This is a genomic window from Klebsiella sp. Lac1 (assembly GCF_009825425.1).
Lineage (GTDB): Bacteria > Pseudomonadota > Gammaproteobacteria > Enterobacterales > Enterobacteriaceae > Klebsiella > Klebsiella electrica.
This window is the reverse complement of record NZ_VJZJ01000005.1, coordinates 1-17,211: the sequence shown is the minus strand read 5'-3', so window position 1 is coordinate 17,211 and position 17,211 is coordinate 1. Positions and strand designations below refer to the sequence as shown.

Annotated in this window: 24 protein-coding genes; 1 reads left to right on the top strand and 23 read right to left on the bottom strand. The window is 50.5% G+C overall.

The window, feature by feature from the left end; genetic code table 11:
* Positions 1–10: 10 nt before the first annotated feature.
* The 18 genes from traU to traM form a co-directional block, all read right to left on the bottom strand.
* Positions 11–970: a conjugal transfer pilus assembly protein TraU gene (gene traU, locus FNY10_RS25690; protein ID WP_229295972.1), complete on the bottom strand. Its 960-nt coding sequence runs from the start codon at positions 968–970 to the stop codon at positions 11–13.
* Between the two features lie 43 nt (positions 971–1,013).
* Positions 1,014–1,640 (bottom strand): type-F conjugative transfer system protein TraW, encoded by a 627-nt coding sequence (gene traW / locus FNY10_RS25685; protein ID WP_064343535.1) that lies wholly within the window; start codon positions 1,638–1,640, stop codon positions 1,014–1,016.
* A complete protein-coding gene (trbI, locus tag FNY10_RS25680) occupies positions 1,637–2,029 on the bottom strand; it encodes a type-F conjugative transfer system protein TrbI (RefSeq protein WP_064343534.1) in 393 nt (130 codons plus the stop codon). The genes traW and trbI overlap by 4 nt, the downstream gene beginning before the upstream one ends.
* On the bottom strand, positions 2,029–4,668 hold the full coding sequence (gene traC, locus FNY10_RS25675) for a type IV secretion system protein TraC (protein ID WP_064343533.1): 2,640 nt from the start codon (positions 4,666–4,668) through the stop codon (positions 2,029–2,031). Before traC ends, trbI begins: the two co-directional genes overlap by 1 nt.
* A 92-nt stretch (positions 4,669–4,760) precedes the next feature.
* Positions 4,761–5,144 (bottom strand): hypothetical protein, encoded by a 384-nt coding sequence (locus tag FNY10_RS25670; RefSeq protein ID WP_042946290.1) that lies wholly within the window; start codon positions 5,142–5,144, stop codon positions 4,761–4,763.
* An 87-nt stretch (positions 5,145–5,231) separates the two neighbouring features.
* The gene (locus FNY10_RS25665) at positions 5,232–5,531 is read right to left on the bottom strand and encodes a hypothetical protein (RefSeq protein WP_053390308.1); all 300 of its coding nucleotides are present in this window, start codon (positions 5,529–5,531) and stop codon (positions 5,232–5,234) included.
* On the bottom strand, positions 5,528–5,929 hold the full coding sequence (locus FNY10_RS26680; protein WP_064343532.1) for a hypothetical protein: 402 nt from the start codon (positions 5,927–5,929) through the stop codon (positions 5,528–5,530). The genes FNY10_RS25665 and FNY10_RS26680 overlap by 4 nt, the downstream gene beginning before the upstream one ends.
* Positions 5,930–6,012: 83 nt before the next feature.
* A complete protein-coding gene (locus tag FNY10_RS25655) occupies positions 6,013–6,201 on the bottom strand; it encodes a hypothetical protein (RefSeq protein WP_053390286.1) in 189 nt (62 codons plus the stop codon).
* A 612-nt stretch (positions 6,202–6,813) separates the two neighbouring features.
* Positions 6,814–7,398: a type IV conjugative transfer system lipoprotein TraV gene (traV, locus tag FNY10_RS25650; RefSeq protein ID WP_064343530.1), complete on the bottom strand. Its 585-nt coding sequence runs from the start codon at positions 7,396–7,398 to the stop codon at positions 6,814–6,816.
* 33 nt (positions 7,399–7,431) lie between these two features.
* The gene (locus FNY10_RS25645) at positions 7,432–7,866 is read right to left on the bottom strand and encodes a conjugal transfer protein TraP (RefSeq protein ID WP_020322358.1); all 435 of its coding nucleotides are present in this window, start codon (positions 7,864–7,866) and stop codon (positions 7,432–7,434) included.
* Entirely contained in the window at positions 7,859–9,280 is a 1,422-nt protein-coding gene (gene traB, locus FNY10_RS25640) for an F-type conjugal transfer pilus assembly protein TraB (protein WP_053390199.1), read from the bottom strand. The genes FNY10_RS25645 and traB overlap by 8 nt, the downstream gene beginning before the upstream one ends.
* A complete protein-coding gene (gene traK, locus FNY10_RS25635) occupies positions 9,280–10,014 on the bottom strand; it encodes a type-F conjugative transfer system secretin TraK (RefSeq protein WP_064343528.1) in 735 nt (244 codons plus the stop codon). Before traK ends, traB begins: the two co-directional genes overlap by 1 nt.
* Positions 10,001–10,567 carry a type IV conjugative transfer system protein TraE gene (gene traE, locus FNY10_RS25630; RefSeq protein WP_064359954.1) on the bottom strand — a complete coding sequence of 189 codons (567 nt, stop codon included), beginning with the start codon at positions 10,565–10,567 and terminating at the stop codon, positions 10,001–10,003. The genes traK and traE overlap by 14 nt, the downstream gene beginning before the upstream one ends.
* A 15-nt stretch (positions 10,568–10,582) precedes the next feature.
* On the bottom strand, positions 10,583–10,888 hold the full coding sequence (gene traL / locus FNY10_RS25625; RefSeq protein ID WP_064343526.1) for a type IV conjugative transfer system protein TraL: 306 nt from the start codon (positions 10,886–10,888) through the stop codon (positions 10,583–10,585).
* Positions 10,889–10,901: 13 nt separating this feature from the next.
* Positions 10,902–11,270 (bottom strand): type IV conjugative transfer system pilin TraA, encoded by a 369-nt coding sequence (traA, locus tag FNY10_RS25620; RefSeq protein WP_064386081.1) that lies wholly within the window; start codon positions 11,268–11,270, stop codon positions 10,902–10,904.
* 64 nt (positions 11,271–11,334) lie between these two features.
* Positions 11,335–11,496 carry a TraY domain-containing protein gene (locus FNY10_RS25615; RefSeq protein ID WP_172686697.1) on the bottom strand — a complete coding sequence of 54 codons (162 nt, stop codon included), beginning with the start codon at positions 11,494–11,496 and terminating at the stop codon, positions 11,335–11,337.
* 160 nt (positions 11,497–11,656) lie between these two features.
* A complete protein-coding gene (locus FNY10_RS25610) occupies positions 11,657–12,358 on the bottom strand; it encodes a hypothetical protein (protein WP_094898581.1) in 702 nt (233 codons plus the stop codon).
* Positions 12,359–12,595: 237 nt separating this feature from the next.
* A complete protein-coding gene (traM, locus tag FNY10_RS25605; protein WP_053390193.1) occupies positions 12,596–12,988 on the bottom strand; it encodes a conjugal transfer relaxosome DNA-binding protein TraM in 393 nt (130 codons plus the stop codon).
* A gap of 433 nt (positions 12,989–13,421) precedes the next feature.
* Between traM and FNY10_RS25600 the strand changes: the two genes are divergently transcribed.
* Positions 13,422–13,916 carry a transglycosylase SLT domain-containing protein gene (locus FNY10_RS25600; protein ID WP_053390245.1) on the top strand — a complete coding sequence of 165 codons (495 nt, stop codon included), beginning with the start codon at positions 13,422–13,424 and terminating at the stop codon, positions 13,914–13,916.
* 22 nt (positions 13,917–13,938) lie between these two features.
* Here FNY10_RS25600 and FNY10_RS25595 read toward each other — a convergent pair whose 3' ends face one another.
* The 5 genes from FNY10_RS25595 to FNY10_RS25575 form a co-directional block, all read right to left on the bottom strand.
* Entirely contained in the window at positions 13,939–14,481 is a 543-nt protein-coding gene (locus FNY10_RS25595; RefSeq protein ID WP_053390246.1) for an antirestriction protein, read from the bottom strand.
* A 648-nt stretch (positions 14,482–15,129) separates the two neighbouring features.
* The gene (locus FNY10_RS25590) at positions 15,130–15,963 is read right to left on the bottom strand and encodes an N-6 DNA methylase (protein WP_053390248.1); all 834 of its coding nucleotides are present in this window, start codon (positions 15,961–15,963) and stop codon (positions 15,130–15,132) included.
* Between the two features lie 46 nt (positions 15,964–16,009).
* Positions 16,010–16,240, bottom strand: a complete 231-nt coding sequence (locus FNY10_RS25585; protein WP_032744242.1) for a hypothetical protein — start codon at positions 16,238–16,240, stop codon at positions 16,010–16,012.
* Between the two features lie 90 nt (positions 16,241–16,330).
* Complete coding sequence (locus FNY10_RS25580; protein WP_160705038.1) at positions 16,331–16,678, bottom strand: hypothetical protein; 348 nt, start codon at positions 16,676–16,678, stop codon at positions 16,331–16,333.
* Positions 16,679–16,732: 54 nt separating this feature from the next.
* Complete coding sequence (locus FNY10_RS25575; RefSeq protein WP_053390250.1) at positions 16,733–17,071, bottom strand: hypothetical protein; 339 nt, start codon at positions 17,069–17,071, stop codon at positions 16,733–16,735.
* Positions 17,072–17,211: the final 140 nt, after the last annotated feature.

Below are 17,211 nucleotides of genomic sequence, written 5' to 3'. Positions count from 1 at the left end.
GGGACTCCATTCAGAGGTAGACACAGTTACGTTTACGCCACATCAGGTAGCCGTAGTTTTTCCGCGTGTTGGGTGGATTTCTGCCCGCCTCCCAGCGCATCACACTGCGCCCGAGAGGGTGGCACTGACCGCTGTCCGGATACATATTCACCATCTGATAGCGCCACCGCTCTTTTGGGATGATCGGAGACGGGTATTCGTAGCAGACCGCCACATCTGCGCCGACGGTCTCCATGATTTGTCCCTGCCGGTGAAGCTTGTAGGCCATTCGCTCACTGAGTAACAGCGATGACTGCAGGGGACTGGACTCGTTGCTGGCCCAGCCAGAAAACGGGTACATCGAACCCTGAGAGCCGGCGCACCAGAACAAAATATCGAGTGGTTTGTTGAATGCACTGGCAATCGCATCTGCCGCACAGGCGCCCTGGGCGATCGGGTTAGCAAACAAAATCGCTTCCGGATTCAGAATGGTGGTCAGGCTGCTGTCCACCCAGGTCGGGTCGATTTCGGATAAATAGGCAATATCCATATCGCCTCCTTCCAGGCACCCGGCTGAGGTCATGATGTTCAGCCAGTAGGTCAGCGGATACTTGTACCAGTGGACGTGATAGAAGGCCCCGTTCACCTGCCTGTCATCCTTCTTAGCCGTACCCATCCCGGTCTTGCCGAGATTGATACTGAATCCCCCGAGGTTCACCATGCAGCCAGGTGAACGGCTGACATCCGTCATGGCCATCGGCTCCCAGTAGCCAATCGCCAGACCGATACGAACAAATATCGGGGGCGGTGCGGGACAGTACTGAACCGGACTGGCCGGATTCACGGTATCCGGGCCACCTCCGGCCGCAACCGACACACTCCCGATGGACATCGGAAAAATGCATTGCCAGCAGACATCGGTGATCGGGTTAACAAAACGTCCCTCGCAGGAGGGGTCCGCAGCCGCACTGAGGCTGTATCCCCACATCATCAGGGCACTCAGAAACAGGGTCAGGGATTTCACTGAAACGTCCTTATTTAACAGGAAAGGTTTCGATATTCAGCCGCTCACCGGAGGGCGCCGGCGTAATACGCGCCGGCACACTGGTCAGGCCGAACCGTTTTGAAAGCACACCGTTCTGGTCAAAATAAATCCGGCTGTCCAGCGCAGCCGAGGTGTCAGGGACGCTGCCCCGGACCAGGATAATCTTGCTCATCAGCGTTTCCGGCACCTGGCGTTTCATCCAGGCTATCTGGTCAGGATCGTCGCCGTTGATAAAGTACAGGGTCTGCATAAAGGGCACGGTTTTCAGGGGATTGATGAGCTCGCCCTGGTGAGCAAACACCCGCCCTTCGTTATCCTTCAGGTCTTCCGTCAGGCGAATGCTGGGGTCAAACCAGCGTTGCGCATATTTCTCCGCTCTGTGCAGCCCCTCCACCGGGGCCGGGCGCTGGCTGTTCTCGATCACCCGCTGCTTAAACTCGCCCATTGTCTTATCCCACTGGCCGGATTGTTGCAGTCCCTGCAGCCGCTGCGTGATAAGTTCCAGCATGTCCTGCTCACGGACGGGCCATAAATCCCCCCAGGTTCCGAGGTCGGCGGCATAGGTCAATGGCGACAACAGACAACTGGCTAGGAGGTAACGACGAAGACGTATCATTCGCGGCCTCCTTTCATCCGGCGGGCGATGTCCGTCTGGATTGTCCGGGTCACATCGGGAGCGCCCTGAACCACCGCCGGCGAGACCAGGATGAGGACATGATGTTGTAGCTGGTAATCCGCCAGGCTCTGCTCCAGCGCACTGTTAAACCGCTCCGACAGCGCTTTGGACTGCGCCTCTGACAGCTGTTTCTGACTGACACTGTCCATAAAACTGTCGAGCGTTTTCTTCATATCAAAGGCCACCACCCGCGGCGTGGTGTACTCCAGTACCACCCGCGTGAGGAAGACGTTGGTCGCCAGCGTGAAGAGCACCAGGGCAACGATGACGGAAACCCGGCGGAAGGTTGAGGACGTCGTGCTTGTCTGTTTTTCTGTACTGTTTTCCATCAGGCTGTATTCCTTACGTTATCGCGTGCGATGCGGGCTTCCAGCTCAGCCATTTCCGCCGGGAAGTTAAGGCAGGCCAGCTCATACACCGCGTCATGAATATCGACACCCTCCTTCCGACGCGCCTGGATAAATTCAAAGTCCGCGCCTTTGGAGGAATACATGGCCCGGCTGAGCGGGTCGACGAACAGACGATGCCAGGAGCAGTTCGCTTCCACCTGCAGCATGAAAGAACTGAACCACTGCTCTTTTGCAGAGCCGAAACTGTTAATCATGTCCTGCTCCATCTTTGAGAACTGATCCGGATACAGCTGGTTATATTTGGCGAACTCTTTGGCTGACTGTTTGAGGATCGACTTGTACGAGGAGTTACCCCAGGCCGCCCGGGCTGCGGTGGATGCGGTGGGAGAATCGAAGTCGACTATATTCTGGGTGATGGTGATGTAGGCACCGGTATGCCGGCGCGCGGTCCGGTACCCTTTCTCAATAAACTGCCCCACTTTTTCGTTTTTGAAATCGAGCAGTTTCCAGCCTTCGTCAATGACGTTGAGCTTTTTCAGGCTCCGGGGGGACTGGTACATCCGGTTCTCGATATAGATAATCAGCGAGAACATGACGGCAATCAGCAGAGACGGGCGCGATTCAAGTCCCCCCAGTTCCAGCACCACCATCCGGGCGTCATCGCGCAGGGTGGGTTTGTCCGAGTTAAAGTACTCCCCGTAAATCCCGTTCACCGTGTACTGATCGAGGAGAATAATCATCTCGTCCAGGCGGCTGCGGATGGTCGGAGAGTCGGCATATTCCTCACTGTCTTTGGCGCTCTGCAGGAACGCCACCACATCATCGATGCGGGCATGCGTCCCTTTGCTCAGCCAGGCCGCCTGCACAGCCTGCAACAGCAGGCCTTCGTGGACCTCATCCAGGTTACCGTTCGGACTGGCCATCACTGACATCTGGTCACGGATACGTTCCGCGGAGAGGTCAAAGTGGGCATCATCGAGAATATTGGCGAACGGGTTAAACTTCAGCGAATCACCATCGAGGTAGACCCCGCCCATGTTTTCGCACAGGGACTTATAGCCATCCCCCATATCGAACACCCAGGCAAAACCGCCGGAGTCCAGCACGCTGCGGATCAGCGGCTGTATCAGCCCCGTTTTACCTGCCCCGGAGGTGCCGCAGACCGCCATATTGAAGTTGGTGTTATCCATGCCTTCATAAAAAAGGTCGATATACGCCAGCTGGTTGCGGTAGGTCGGCGCCAGCAGACCGGCCGGGGCCAGCGGGCTGTCGGCCACCACGGGCAGAAGATTGGCGACCTGGAACGTTTCGGCCCGTTTGACCACCCCGGCCGCCTGCAGCTCTCTGAACAGTCCCTCACCGGATTTGAAGGGCAACATGGCCAGAAAGTTACGCAGGTGATGGTAGCGGGCAGGGATCAGCTGGAAACCGCCTTTACGAAAACTGTTCAGCACCTGCTGTTCGGTGGTGAGTGAGGCTTCAACATTGTCCTGGGTATAGGTGGTGATATTGAAAAAATATGACACAAGGCTGGTCTGGTTGGTCGCCAGACGCTGGCGGATATCACCCCATTCTTTGACTTCTTTCTCCACTGACGGGAAGTATTTGGCGTAAGAGGTTTTGCTTTTCTTCTCCAGGTCCATGAACTTCAGGTTGGCTTCATTCTGGGTCTTCACCTGGTCTTCCACCATCAGTGTCAGTGTGATCACAAACGGACAGGAGATGGAGAGCTCAGGGCTCAGTAAATTGGCGTAGTTATCCGCACTGGTCCAGAGGAAGGCAATTTCCGGGTCACGTTCAAGGTGATAGCTGGTCACCCTGGTGACTGTCTCTTTCCCGTTGTGACCAAGACGACCGATCTTCAGGTGCCCGGCCGTGACCTTCATGTCAAAACTGTCTTCCACACACTGATAGTTGAGGTCCTGATACGGGTCCAGTTTATAGGGTTTGTGATACATCTCCCCCGGATCAGGATTAATCACTTCACGCATCAGTTCGACCAGCGCGGCACCGTCCATAACACGCGTGGGAATATAGGCGCCACCCAGTGAGGCGCGGATAATTTTGACCTGGTTCTCAAGCTCGACTATCTGTGCTTTGCTTTTCTTTTTTCTCGGGATACAGCAGGAAATAAAGACCCGATAGTTCCGCAGGGTCAGGGGTAAATCCATGCTTTCCGGCAAAGGGAAGCGGGTTTCTGCCGCGCGGAGATAATAGGCACGGGTAATGGCGTTGAACTTCTCCGCCTCCTTACCGCTCCAGCTAAATTCACGCAGCCCGTACTCAATGTCGTTCCCGACGAGCTTACTGGACACCAGATTAATAGTGAACGGCACGCCACGAGGGATTTTTGTCCGCAACAAATGCTCCAGTGTGCCGACAATATCCTTGTTTGCCCCCGGCAGGGGTCGGGCTTCCAGCATAAAGCCGATCGTTTTCGTGTTAATAAAAAGCCCTGTTTCAGAATCATAATCCTGATAGGGTAAAATCCGGCTAAACTGGGGGAAATTCATGCTGCCCAGCGTGTCATTCGCTTTCGCAGATTCATCAGGTAACTGTAGTGCCGACACAAGCGAGTTCACGGCCTGAGCGACGGTATCCATCAGGTTATTACGCATGTGAGCGTTCCTTAATGAGCGTTTAAATAATAAAAAAAGAGATGAAGCAGCAAACAACAGACATGTCAGACGCTGTATTTTTTATGGGATAACTAAGCATATCTAAAAGTGAGTACAGGGATGAACACTAACATCATCATCGAGGTGCCCAGTTGCCAGATAAAAATAACATCCGACAACAGTGCCCCCTGCCATAAACAGATAAGAAGCGAGATAATTAATGCAGCAACATGAAAAAGAATAACAGCCAAAAAGAGCACCCCTGAAAGCTCTCCGTCACTGACATCAACTCTTAAACAGGCAATATAAAACACCAGTAAGCTGCAGATAATAAACACACCGTCATGGCGTATACTCTGAATGAAATCTGGTGTGTACTCTCCAGCCAGTCCGTTGTAAGTCAATCTGACACCCAGATAGATGAGCCAGTACAACGCAGGAATAAGCAAAAAACCATACTTTTTAATCAAAGCCATAATTAAAAAACCTCATTAATAATTATTATGCCAACCGGGTAAATTCATTTATCGCCAGCCTTATGTAATTGCCACTGACGGATATATTCACCCCTCATCGGAGCGGGTTTTACTTAATACCTGAAGTTGCTTATTCCTCTCGTTACACTCTGAGGCTATTTTATTCGCTGAGCGAAGGGTTAACGGCTTCGGGTTATTACGAAGCACCATCCAAAAAGCCTCTCCCGCACAGGGTATTTCATGAGAAATATCCAGCAACTGTTCTTCGGTCGCTATTTTGTCACCTCTGTATTCCGAGTCATAAAGATAAAACAAAAAACCTGCAAAAATGATTATTACAGACAAACTAAGAACATGTTTAAACCAGCTCATCTCATCTGATTTCATTTATTTTTAGCCTTATACAATTGCCATTCAGAGATATAACGATAATATTTTTCGGACGGTACATTGATGATAACCCCGGCGCAATCCAGTCTATTCACAGGCTCTGAAAAGGCACCATCCCGAATGTTGACTTCCATCAGTTTGCATTCTGTGTGCCAGTGTTTACCTGCTTCCAGGTCATCCATTGATACCGTCATAATCAGGATGGGGAGTATCCCAGCCAGTCCCACCACGGCGGCCAGTGAGCTCCAGATAAAGGTGTTCCCAGCGTTAAAACGGCTTTGATACTTCTGTGGGATTGCACACATTGATGCTGCCAGGATGCCCCCCACAATAAAGAGCGCCAGAAATATTCCCGCTATCCATCCCAGATTGATACCATAGTAAAATGCGTTCATTTCAAGTTTCTCCTGGTATCGTTCGGTGGCTCACTGGCTTTGATTTCAATATTTTCATCTTTATGATGTTCAGCACCACGTCCTCAACGTTCCTCTTTGTACCAGAGCCTGACACAAACAAATCGATATTCTTTCACTATCGTTTCAATCGACATTATTGAAACCGTATTGTTTTCAATCCATTCATTCATATCAATAGTCGCTTGCTTTTCATCCTGAGAGATAAAGAATGTACTCTCTTTAAGACCAGTGAAATCTTTAAAGTTAATCATCCTGCATCACCTCTGATTTTTAGATTTGTTATACGCAGATACTGCCTGGTCGTATTTTCCCTTCACCACATTAACAACGACCCCGGAACAATCCAGTCGATTAATGTTACCAGTTAAAAAACCGGTAGGAATATCAACCTCCTTCAGAATGCAGTCAGCTGACCAGTATTTACCGTCCTTAATTAAATCGTCATTGCTGGGTTGTGTTAATTTAAAAAAAAACATTACACCCACCAACACAACCATAACCAAACAAAAGCAATTTATAATCCTGTCATCCCACATGTTTTTTATCACCTCTGCCTAATCATTTAACTGTCTAACCATTTAAATACCATAACCACGCCTGTAAACACCATAATTAAACAGACCCATATAATCGCCGTAAAATCAGATGTCTGACTTCCTTCTTTCACAGCACCGAGCACTGATAAAAAAATCAATCCACCAGGGACCATCAAAATAAGTGCTATAACCAGACAGATGGGTTTCAATTTACCTTTCAGCATAAAATATTTATGTACGCTACCGCCCATCCCTTTCAACGCACAGGGCACTCGTTTAAAGCCAGTAATAAAAAGAGATATACAGCGCCATTAACGGCGCTGTTGATTAGTTAATGCGGGGCTGGCCCCATGCCGATGGCTTAACCACAAATACAACCGTTGTGGGCTGGTGATAAACATCATCTGAATCTACATACGGCGCTATCCACAAAGACGTTGTCTCCTCCCCTTTTCTCAATGGCCGGGGATAATTACCTGGCAGCGTTGACGGTGACGAAAACGTTGACGCGACCACCGGTAAAGACATTTTTACTACCGGCAAAGACTGGCTCCGTTTCTCGGTTTCGAAATATGCTGCTTCATTCTTTGCCGTTGGATTATTTAGGTACACTGCACGTGCTCGATCTTTTTCCACGGCCACTCTGGCCCGGGTCAGGTTGGGCTGTGGCGGCAACGGGTACGAATTAACTGACGTTGTTCTGAAATTACCCTCAGCCAGTTGTGGCAACCCTGCCGCAGCCGGCTTTGCCGAAGCACTTTCCTCTTTTGCTTTCGCCTTTTCATTGGCCTGCTCCATCGTCATACAGGTATCCGATGTCGTGGCATTACATTCAAATTCCGTCTCTGTGCCCGCGCACCCGGTTAAAAGCAAAGCGCTGCCCAGAGGAATTAACAGTATTAATTCCTTCATATATTCACCTGTCCTCTGTTTATTTATTAAAAATTAATATCCCGTCACTCCGGTCCGGGGAGTACTCCCGATAACTATCGAGCCCCCCGTAAATACCATCGCCATCAGCAGCCAGAGCCAGAGAATATTTTTTGTGTAACCCTGGTCGATATGTGCTGCGTACCCTGTCGCATCCGTACTGACAGTCGTGCAGGCTTCCTGTAAAACCGGAGACAGCAGTGGCTTCACCGCATCACCATTAAGTGCTTCACGCGAAGCTGGCCCCGTGCAGTCGTGAATGACATATCCTTCGCGTTGCACCGATTCAATGGTCTTCACCAGCATCTGCCCGGGCGTGTTATGCCCAGTCCAGAACACAACGACAACCAGCAACATCATCATACCGAGCGGATACACCACCGCATACTGAACCAGCCAGTGAGTCCAGCGCAGCGTTGACAGAACGAGAGTGATGAGAGACTTAACCATTGTTTTCTCCCTGAGATGCAGCCCCTGGCGAGAACTCGCGCGGGTCAAGCTTGCCCAGTTTCTTCAGCATCTCATCGGTATTAAAACCATTGAGGTTCCCGCCGGATTGCTGTGACCTGCTCTCGGGTTGTTCAGGTTGTGCCTGGTTCTGCGCCTGTTGTTGCCCGTTCTTTTCCGCTTCCAGCTCTTCAATGGTTTTCAGCTGGAAACCGTCCTGGAACACCACCGTGACTTCGTTACCGGCACCAATCGGGATGACCGGGTGATACTGTTCAGCGCGTTTGATGTAATACTCACTCAGGGTCTGTGCGGCTTTGGATGCCCCGCCGCCAATCCCCATCTTAAGCACATCCCCGGCGCCAACGGATGCCGTTGCACCCAGGCCAACAGCAGGTTGCGAAGCCCGCTCCATGCCCTGACCAATCCCGTCAACAAAGCCTGCGCCCCAGGCCCAGCCGAGGATTTTGCCGTTACGCATCACCACCTCGCCTTTCACACCGTTCTTGCCCATAAATGAGACGTGACCGTTAATCGGCTGGTCGATGGTTTTATCCCCTTTGATGCAGCTGATATTGCGGGTCCGGACAATGGCGCGCTCACTGGAGACATCCCCCCAGGCTTCCAGGCCGACAAAGCAGCCGGTCAGGTCATAGGTTTTACTGTTCGGCATTTCCACCCGACCGATGATGCGTAACTGCATCGGTACGGTTGATTCATTCCCGGTCACGGAAGCATTCGCATCGGCGCCTTCGATCAGACTGCTTTTCGCAAAACTGCCTGACGGGATATACGGCAGCTCCCTGCCCTTTTTCCCTTTGTTGTAGATGAACGTTTTACGGTTGATCTGGTTCGGTACCGGTACAGACTGATAACTGACCTGCGGGGGTTGCACAGCACCGTTACCCGGATAGAAAGCGGTCGGCGGCGGTACCGCACCACCAGGCTGTGGCGGATAATTTGCCGGTTGCGGTTCACCTTCCGGCCCGGGTGCCGGAGAGGGAGGGGTCGGCGCCGGCTCTCCACCGGGAACGGATGGCCTGACGCCCAGCGTCCTCAGTTGCTCCTGCATCGCGGCATTCTCATTGCTGAGTTGCTCGATACGAACCTGATCGGCAGCACGGCCCTTACTCAGTATGTCCACTTCGCCCTGCAGTGCGCCAAAGCGCTTGTTCAGGTCCGCAGCAGTGGCCTGCATCTCCGTTGTCGCATGCTGCTCCACTTTGCTGTTGAAATTACTGTCAACCACGCCTGTCATATCCGGGGCAGGCTCTCCCTGCACGGGGGCCTCTTCTTCCGAACTCAGGTTCAGGTCAGAAAGATACATTCCCCCCCCGATGGCGCCCGCGCCACCGACCAGAATGAGGCCCAGCCACAGGTACTGCTTACGTTTGATGATCGTATTGAAGTTGGCCATCAGCGCCCCCCTTCAGAGGTGGTGATCCAGACCTGCATCCGGCCACCACCGGTCAGCTGACCAGCAGGACTGCTGAGCATGATGGCGCGGGTGCCGGGTTGCCAGAAATCGCTTTCGCGGATCATTCGGGGCGAAAAACTGATATTTTCGAGGCTGTAACGCACCACTTTCAGGTGATGCCCGGTCCAGACTTTTTCCGCTGTCGCACGAAGACCAGCGGGCACCTGCAGTGATTCCGATGTGACAGGAACAGCCTGGTATTCATCAGGGATCTGGCCCTGGCGAACAGCACGGTTCAGGGAAACCAGAATGCCTTCATACGGACTGGATTCTTCCCATGATTTAGCGGGACCCGGTGTCCCCACGAGCTCGGAGACCAGCTGGATAGTCCGGCCAACCCCGGCGCGTGGTACCGCCCGGATGGAAAAGTTCAGTCCGCGCTCGGTTTCCACAATAAACGTGAACGGTTTTTTGCTGACCGTGGCCAGAATGGCGCCACCGCTGTCGGTCTGCTCCTGGTTTGTCAGACCGCCGTCCAGACTGTTAATCGCGGTGATACGGTCACCGGGAACGGTGAAGAGGTTGGGGTCCGTGTTACTCACGGCGATGTTTGCCTGTCCGCCGTTCGCCAGGGGAACAACGGTCGGCGCCAGCGTACCGCTGAGGGTGGCCGATATCGCAGGTAGCGAAAAGAACAGGCAACCGGAGAGAAATAACGGGTTAATTTTTTTCATTATTTATTTCTCCAAAACGCGCCAGCCAGCTGACACCATCCACACGATTAAACTGCAGGACGTAACTTTTAATTTCACTGTAGGGGGCAGAATCCCCTATCCACGTTTTCAGTTCTCCGCGGATATCCACCCGATTTTCAGCCGGGTACGTACGGACAGACGTCATATAAAAAGAGGCATTCACATTGTTGTCTTTTATCCGCTTAGCATCTTCTGCCAGCTGGATTTTGAGGCTGTTCTGCGCCCCGGGAAAAACATACCGGAGCAGCTGGGCATGCTGGGCGTCGACCGTTTCCGGGGTGACATTCAGACGCAGCGCAATAAAACTCAGTCCTAACTGTTCAAGATAGGATGCGTCCGCCTGATTCTGAGAAACAGCGAAAGGTGCATTGAACAGCATGGGAGTCACAGCCACTTTCTGTTCGGTCTGCAGGCGGTAATTATTAATACCCTGAATAATATTCGTGGTCAGACTGAGGCCCAGGACTGTCCCCAGACAGATATAACCCAGCGCAATAACGCGCGTGGTATTGAGCCTGGCTCCATGTTCCATATGTTAATTCCCCGATTATTTAATCCACTGCCGGAAACAGGAGTCCGGAACATCATGAAAGAAGCCTTTAAGAAGGGAGGTTGGCAGATACCAGTAAATCAGGTCGCGTAGCCAGGAACTGCCCCGCCCTTTTTTCAGTTTCTTGATACCCCAGAAAACCAGTGCCGCTGCGGCCATACCAAATAAGAACTTACTGGTCCAGAAACCCCAGCCGAGACAAATCACGGCCGGGATAAGTTCATCAAGATATAAGCCAAACCAGCGGCTCTGGTTTGTCAGTGTTTCCGGGAAACGGTATTTCTTTAATTCGTCTCCCGTCATCACCTTTATCCTGTTAGTAACCTGCGACCGACATACCGACGGTAATAAAGGTCGAAATGATGGCGAAGCCAAACAGGAACTTCACGTTTTTGGTCATCATATACATGATGCCGCCCGCGATAACTTCAGCCAGAACAACCCATTTGACCACGCTGGAAGACTTGCCGAAGGTGCCTTTCACGGTGGTATCACCGGATTTCATCAGGTCTGTTGCGGTGGTGGTGGCCATAGCAACGTCCGGGAAGAACGATGCCAGAACAGCCAACGGCAGCGCAGCCTTGGTCACTTTCAGCGCTGTCTTTTTATTGAAAACGCGTGACATAAAAGACGGTTTGGTTTCTTCAGAGAAAGCATTTCCCTGAACACTTAATACAGCATTCATATTTATTTCCTTTAAAAAGAATGATTATTTAAAACAGCTAGAAAACTTTAAACTACATAATTTATTATGTCTTTTTACCTCCTGGCTCAGTGATTTCTGAATTATAAAAATCCGGGAAACGTTCAAGGTGATCTTTCAATCGCAAATATGCCTCAGACGTTTTACTTCTTCTGCTTCTGTCTTTAGCTTTGATTAGCCGACGATTAGTCTCTTCATCCAGCTTCAGAAGCACATTTTTTCCTGGCGCAGATCGTGCGTTACTCCTAACCGCTCTTTCCAATCGTCCTCCAAAAAAACAGTTAATAAACTTTAATAAAGTTTACATTGACAAGAACAAAAGTAAACAAATAAAGGTGGGATTTTGAGTAAATCCCACTTACATTCATTTACCGGAAATGTCCTTTGATTATAGAAAACCCTTTTCGGGCAAGAGGCTTTGATATATTAGAAATGAGTATATGGTAAAGTGATGATGAGATTTGAAGTAAAATTAATTCATCCTGGTTACTAACCTTTAATACCCTTCGTATTTCCAAGGAATAATTTCTCGATGTTTTCTCACTAATACCAATAAGATTTGAGATCTGACCATGAGTAAAGCCGAAGGAGTGTAAATGTAGCACATACCATTTATTAACGTTCTCCTTAGCCAAAGAAGATATAAGATCGAGAAAAGAATTTTTAAAGGAAACCAACTTATCGGAAAAATCAAAATCCAGAGTTTTAATGTTAACAAAAGTCCACTTCGTATAAACCCTGTCACATACAAAAAAACCTTCAATTAAAATGCTACAATTATATTTACCGATCGTAACACCATCAACGATTTTCCCCCCTCCATATGTAATTACACGGACATCTTCCTCGTTAAGAGATCTTAAATCAGAGTGTGAGAATAGAGAAAAAACCTTACTTATATTAATATCTTCTAAAATTTTTGAAGTTAACAATAGATTGCTATGGACGATGATACCCGATGAATCCCGAATGAGACATGGACAAGACGAAACATCAGCCAGATGGAATAAAGAATTCACCAATTCCGTTTGACTGCATACTGAGTTTTGACTACGATCCTTCGCACACATAGGTTGCCTCCTTAGAAGGTTCTATGGATAGTTAGCGTCAGAGGGTGCATCCTCTGACGCTAATGTTTCTCAATTTTTAAACTACACCTGAATTATAAAACTCACTTTCAATAAAGTCACCAAATAAGCATAGATCTTTATTCTGAATAATCATCAATGAATAGAACAATTATTCATCCTTGAATAAAAAAGCACTCTATTTATACAATCAATCACCTTTCTACGAAAAGTCTTATTCTACTCTTCGTCTTCGCTCTCCTCGTCAGGGAAAAATCGGAGCATAACCTCCTGAACATCATCCCGGATATTTTCAATAAGTCCCGGCCACTCCCATCTCGGATTTCCACTGACATGAGGACTCAGGCATTCAATGCCGAGAACTTTATTAACTGTAAATTGCGTTTTAATCACACTTTCCAGTAAGGCCTTGTTGAAGGCCATCTGATTGAAACCAGATTCTTTGCGTTCCATCTGAGCTTCATAAACACGCAAGCCTAGTTCCAGCAACATTGTTGATATGCTTGAAAAGCTGATGTCCTTATCTTTTGCCCCTTCAACACGTCTTTTCTCAACAATCGCATTAATTTTATCAGCAACCTCATCACTGACATAAGCCTGAACTTTAGCCACGTCATACTCCTTATAAAAATCCAGATTTCATATTTTATAAACTCCAGCCATTACGCATGAATCGTCCACGATTCGAATCGTGAATCGAATCTAGATTCATACTGTTTTTTTGCAATTCACCAGGCGAATCACATCACGAATTGAATCTAGAGTCAATTCACCTTAACCACCTGAATTTAATATTATGAATCGTAAGCGATTCATTAGCGATTCGTTAATGAATCGTCGGTAATTCATTGACGATTCGCTATCGTATAATCTTATATTAAATAAATTAATTTAACTCACACTAAACCACTGTTCTTAAATGCAAATCTGCAAAATTTTAATTTTGCGTAGTGTGTGGTGATTTTGTGGTGAGGAGTGCATATTTGTTGAGTCTGGCCCTGGTCTGGGTTAACGTATTTGCAGGAATCGGCCCGGAGGGAGTCTTTTGAGAAAAAAACTGGCGTTTGCCGCCCTGCTTTTAATATCCACGCCTGCATGGGCTACGGATTGTTTTGATATGGCGGGTCGGGATTATCAAATAGATCCGGATCTGCTCCGGGCTATTTCATGGCAGGAGTCTAAATGGGTGGTGAATGCCATCGGAAAAAATCCGGGATCGGGCTACGGTGCCGGACTGATGCAAATCGATTCGCAGCACCATGCCCGGTTATCGGAGTTCGGTATTAAACCGGAACATCTTCTGACGGATGCCTGCCTGAATATTTATACCGGTGCGTATTATCTGGCGCTGGCGTTTAAGAAGTGGGGCGTCAGCTGGGAGGCAGTCGGTGCCTACAACGCAGGATTCCGCAGAACGGACAGGCAGGCCATGCGACGACTGGCATATGCCAGAAAGATTGAAGCTATCTACCGGGCCATCAAGGCAAATAAAAATGCCGGACAATCCCGGCTGGTTAAAAACGAAAGACCTCATGAATGAGGTCTTTTTTTCAGGTATATGATTAGTCTATCGCCCGCCAGATTAAATGCCGTTCGGGATGATGAATAATGCTGAGATAATCTTTCAGCGCATCCTGACGGGAAACAAGATATTTACAGACGCGGGCATATTCCGGTCCCATATCAGCCACTTGCCATGACAGCCAGTTCATTATCATTAGTGTAGCAATAATTCCTGCAGCATCGGCGCTGACGTCACCGTCAAAATAATTGCCGGGGATGCGCATCCTGTAAGACTGTTTTCCTTCCGGTGCGATATACCCGGTCTGCGTAGTGATGAACTGGATGCGATTAGGCGTGATATTTCCGCCGACACCCTGCGGAATGATCCAGTAAGACCAGAAACCACCGTCGTAATCGGAGTGCTGGCGTAACCAGCTAGCCGCCATATTATCTGCTGACGGCGTAAAAAAGAGGGCCGGGATAAAATCCAGACGCTCATCACCATCGGTCACTGCATAACGCAGATATTTGTCTGTTTTAAATTGTTCGTCTGATTCACGAGTGGCGGTGTTGACCTTGGTGTTGACGTTAATTGTGTGCATGCTGAACTTCTCCTTCGCGGTTTATTAAATCGTTCGACTTCATCACTGAGCGGCAAAGGGCAATTTGCAGCCGACGGGGAGGAAATAAAGGGGCGCGAAGCGTTTATATACCCCTTTATTTTCGCCACGGCTGATGCTAAAAGCCGCCCTCCGCGAAAAGATGATGTCGGGCGATATAGCGCGGGGGTGAGCATGCACACAACCCGGAACGCCAATTCGGTCTTTATCGAATTCACGTTCCGGCCATCAGAGTGGCGGGTATTTATCGCCACGGTGACAGCGGCGCATCCTGATAAGGATGCAGCAAGCGCAATTTTGAATTTGCGTCAGGATGGAAGCCCGCTGCCCGGAGGTTTACCGAAGGGCCGGGCAGAGACAGCTTGCTGGCTCTGTTCACGACAGCCGTGTCCCGCCAGGGACGACGCCCGGACCAGTTTTTATTATTTTCAGCGCAAAGGGTAAATACCAGAAGAGATAAACAGCAGGATGCCGGATGAAATATAACAGTGACAAATAAATATTAATGAAGAGAGAAACCCGCGACGGACTAATACGGGCGGCGCGTAGCGCAGCCGGTATTAGTCTGCACCGCAGGTGCGCGGCCTTTTTTCCGCAGTCGGGCAGGTTATCCCCTGCCCTTCCGGTTATTTACGCAGCCTCCGGTATTCCGCGCATAAACTCCAGCATAGCCCGGTATCGGTTCTGGTCTGCCAGACGTTTTTCGAACTCATTGAGATAATACACGGGGGTGTATCTTACCCGCCGGATCTGCATCGTCAGCGTGTTCCCCGTCACCACTTCGGCGGCTATTCCCAGCACATACAGCTGGATGAATGCCATATCCGCCGCCACCGGATCGATATCGATGCAGCTGCCGAACATGTGCATGGAAGGATTGATATCTGCCTCAAGCAGGCACTCCGCATACGCAATCAGCATCCCGGCGGCACCACAGGCCGGGTCGCTGACCGTGGCTATCCCTTCCCGGCGGATAGTGTCCCTGACGCCCGGCATCAGCATCCGGGCCATGAGGGACTGGACCGGATATGGGGTAAAATACTGCCCGCGAAAGTTATCGCCCAGCTCAAGCACCATGAAAATGGCGCCGAGGAAATCATGAAATTTAGCCTCCAGTGCGCACACCATCATGCAGAACATCTCCTGCATCTTCGCGATATCTGACGCCTCATAACGCGCGCAGATTTTCCGGCAGTGCTCAATGCTTTCCGGCGCTCTTATCCGGGCCATATCCAGTTCACTGGCGGCCAGTGACAGAAAATCACTGAACACCTCCCAGCGTCCCAGATGGCGACCCGTGTCTTTAAACACGTGGATAAACCGGCTCCGGCTGTGCTGCTCACTCATCAAACGCTGAACAGAAGGCACCACTTCCGCGACCTGCGCCCTGACCTGGATCACAGGGCTATTCTCAGCGGTTTCTCTGGCCATGTTGAACACATCGGCAAAACTCAGCTGCGACATACAATTACCTCCGCTGTTGCCGCTCCCGAAGGAGCGGCTCACCTTATCAGTTACATGCGCGTTTGAGTTCAAGCGTGCGGAGCACCTGCCCGAAGGCGGTGTTGTTCATCGCCGGGATATGGACGCCGCGCCCCTTGCGAATGCTCCGGGCAATATGCCGTCCGAAGGCTTTCAGCGCCGGGTCAATCTCCCGCGCGGCGATGTCATCGCGCAGAATGCGCTGGTGACGGCGGGGCTTTACAGCCTCAGTGGAAGGTGAAAGAATAGTCAGGGTCATACAGACCTCCATATATCGTGTATGTGAAGCCGAAAAAATCGTTCCCGCGACTTTTACGGCGTGGATAAAGCAGGGTTTTCCCTGCTTTTTTCATTTCCGGAACAGGTTAAATTCCTCCTTAATGCGCGTTTTAATCTGCGCATGGCTCAGGTTGCACACATCCCGCAGCCGGAAATATCTGGCTCCGTAGCGGGCATAAATCTCTGTCACGTCACCACAGACCATTTCCTGCAGCATGAACGTCTCCCAGCCACCGCTCTCACTCGTTGACCAGTTGAGCGGGTACATCAGACCCAGCGCATCATGGAAGGCGTGAACATCGATTTCAGCGGGCGCTTTCACCGCTGCTTTCTGGCGACTCAGCCAGTATTCGCGCTCGGCTTCTGTTGTGACCTGCATTCCCGGACGGGCTGAGGATTCGGTGAGATGTAAGTGCATGGTTTTCTCCTTCGGGTTAAGGGATGGCAGCTACATGCCGCCATCCGGGGTTGTCTACTCGTTTGCCGCCAGTTCACTCAGCAGCACATCGCGGGCTTCCTGCGCACACTCTTCTTCGGCTAACGTCAGCAGATACCCACGTTTTGCCGCCGCACCCATGAATGCCGGGCGGTCTTTCAGCGGCAGCGCGCCCAGATAATCCAGCGCATCGCCCAGCACGCGCGCCTGATACAGCTCGTAATGCATCCCGCAGCAGCGCCCCGCCTCTTTCTCGATGCGTGCCAGCACCACATCGGCGCGGATAACATCGAACGGGTTAGCGGCGTGGATGTTGCGCACAAAGCCATCAGTACGCAGAACGGACGATATGGAATGAACGATGCGGGTATTCATGAGTGTTTTCCTTTTTCTGACTTTGAGGTTTTAAAACCGTCACCCGTTGAGTTGCCGGGGCCGCGGTTTTGACGTTTTGCGGGGACCTGCTGCTCTGCTCCGCTGGTTGTTACCTTCACCCGTTTGAGAGCCGTTCGCCG

Bases quoted from the DNA above. Each gene is read 5' to 3' on its own strand.
- FNY10_RS25610 (WP_094898581.1), bottom strand. From the start codon at position 12,358: ATGTGTGCGAAGGATCGTAGTCAAAACTCAGTATGCAGTCAAACGGAA.
- FNY10_RS25585 (WP_032744242.1), bottom strand. From the start codon at position 16,240: ATGACCCTGACTATTCTTTCACCTTCCACTGAGGCTGTAAAGCCCCGC.
- FNY10_RS25655 (WP_053390286.1), bottom strand. From the start codon at position 6,201: ATGATTAACTTTAAAGATTTCACTGGTCTTAAAGAGAGTACATTCTTT.
- traK (WP_064343528.1), bottom strand. From the start codon at position 10,014: ATGAAAAAAATTAACCCGTTATTTCTCTCCGGTTGCCTGTTCTTTTCG.
- traE (WP_064359954.1), bottom strand. From the start codon at position 10,567: ATGGAACATGGAGCCAGGCTCAATACCACGCGCGTTATTGCGCTGGGT.
- FNY10_RS25590 (WP_053390248.1), bottom strand. From the start codon at position 15,963: ATGTCGCAGCTGAGTTTTGCCGATGTGTTCAACATGGCCAGAGAAACC.
- traL (WP_064343526.1), bottom strand. From the start codon at position 10,888: ATGACGGGAGACGAATTAAAGAAATACCGTTTCCCGGAAACACTGACA.
- FNY10_RS25645 (WP_020322358.1), bottom strand. From the start codon at position 7,866: ATGGTTAAGTCTCTCATCACTCTCGTTCTGTCAACGCTGCGCTGGACT.
- traW (WP_064343535.1), bottom strand. From the start codon at position 1,640: ATGATACGTCTTCGTCGTTACCTCCTAGCCAGTTGTCTGTTGTCGCCA.
- traC (WP_064343533.1), bottom strand. From the start codon at position 4,668: ATGCGTAATAACCTGATGGATACCGTCGCTCAGGCCGTGAACTCGCTT.
- traB (WP_053390199.1), bottom strand. From the start codon at position 9,280: ATGGCCAACTTCAATACGATCATCAAACGTAAGCAGTACCTGTGGCTG.
- traA (WP_064386081.1), bottom strand. From the start codon at position 11,270: ATGAATGCTGTATTAAGTGTTCAGGGAAATGCTTTCTCTGAAGAAACC.
- FNY10_RS25580 (WP_160705038.1), bottom strand. From the start codon at position 16,678: ATGCACTTACATCTCACCGAATCCTCAGCCCGTCCGGGAATGCAGGTC.
- traV (WP_064343530.1), bottom strand. From the start codon at position 7,398: ATGAAGGAATTAATACTGTTAATTCCTCTGGGCAGCGCTTTGCTTTTA.
- trbI (WP_064343534.1), bottom strand. From the start codon at position 2,029: ATGGAAAACAGTACAGAAAAACAGACAAGCACGACGTCCTCAACCTTC.
- FNY10_RS25665 (WP_053390308.1), bottom strand. From the start codon at position 5,531: ATGAAATCAGATGAGATGAGCTGGTTTAAACATGTTCTTAGTTTGTCT.
- traU (WP_229295972.1), bottom strand. From the start codon at position 970: ATGATGTGGGGATACAGCCTCAGTGCGGCTGCGGACCCCTCCTGCGAG.
- FNY10_RS26680 (WP_064343532.1), bottom strand. From the start codon at position 5,929: ATGAACGCATTTTACTATGGTATCAATCTGGGATGGATAGCGGGAATA.
- FNY10_RS25575 (WP_053390250.1), bottom strand. From the start codon at position 17,071: ATGAATACCCGCATCGTTCATTCCATATCGTCCGTTCTGCGTACTGAT.
- FNY10_RS25670 (WP_042946290.1), bottom strand. From the start codon at position 5,144: ATGGCTTTGATTAAAAAGTATGGTTTTTTGCTTATTCCTGCGTTGTAC.
- FNY10_RS25595 (WP_053390246.1), bottom strand. From the start codon at position 14,481: ATGCACACAATTAACGTCAACACCAAGGTCAACACCGCCACTCGTGAA.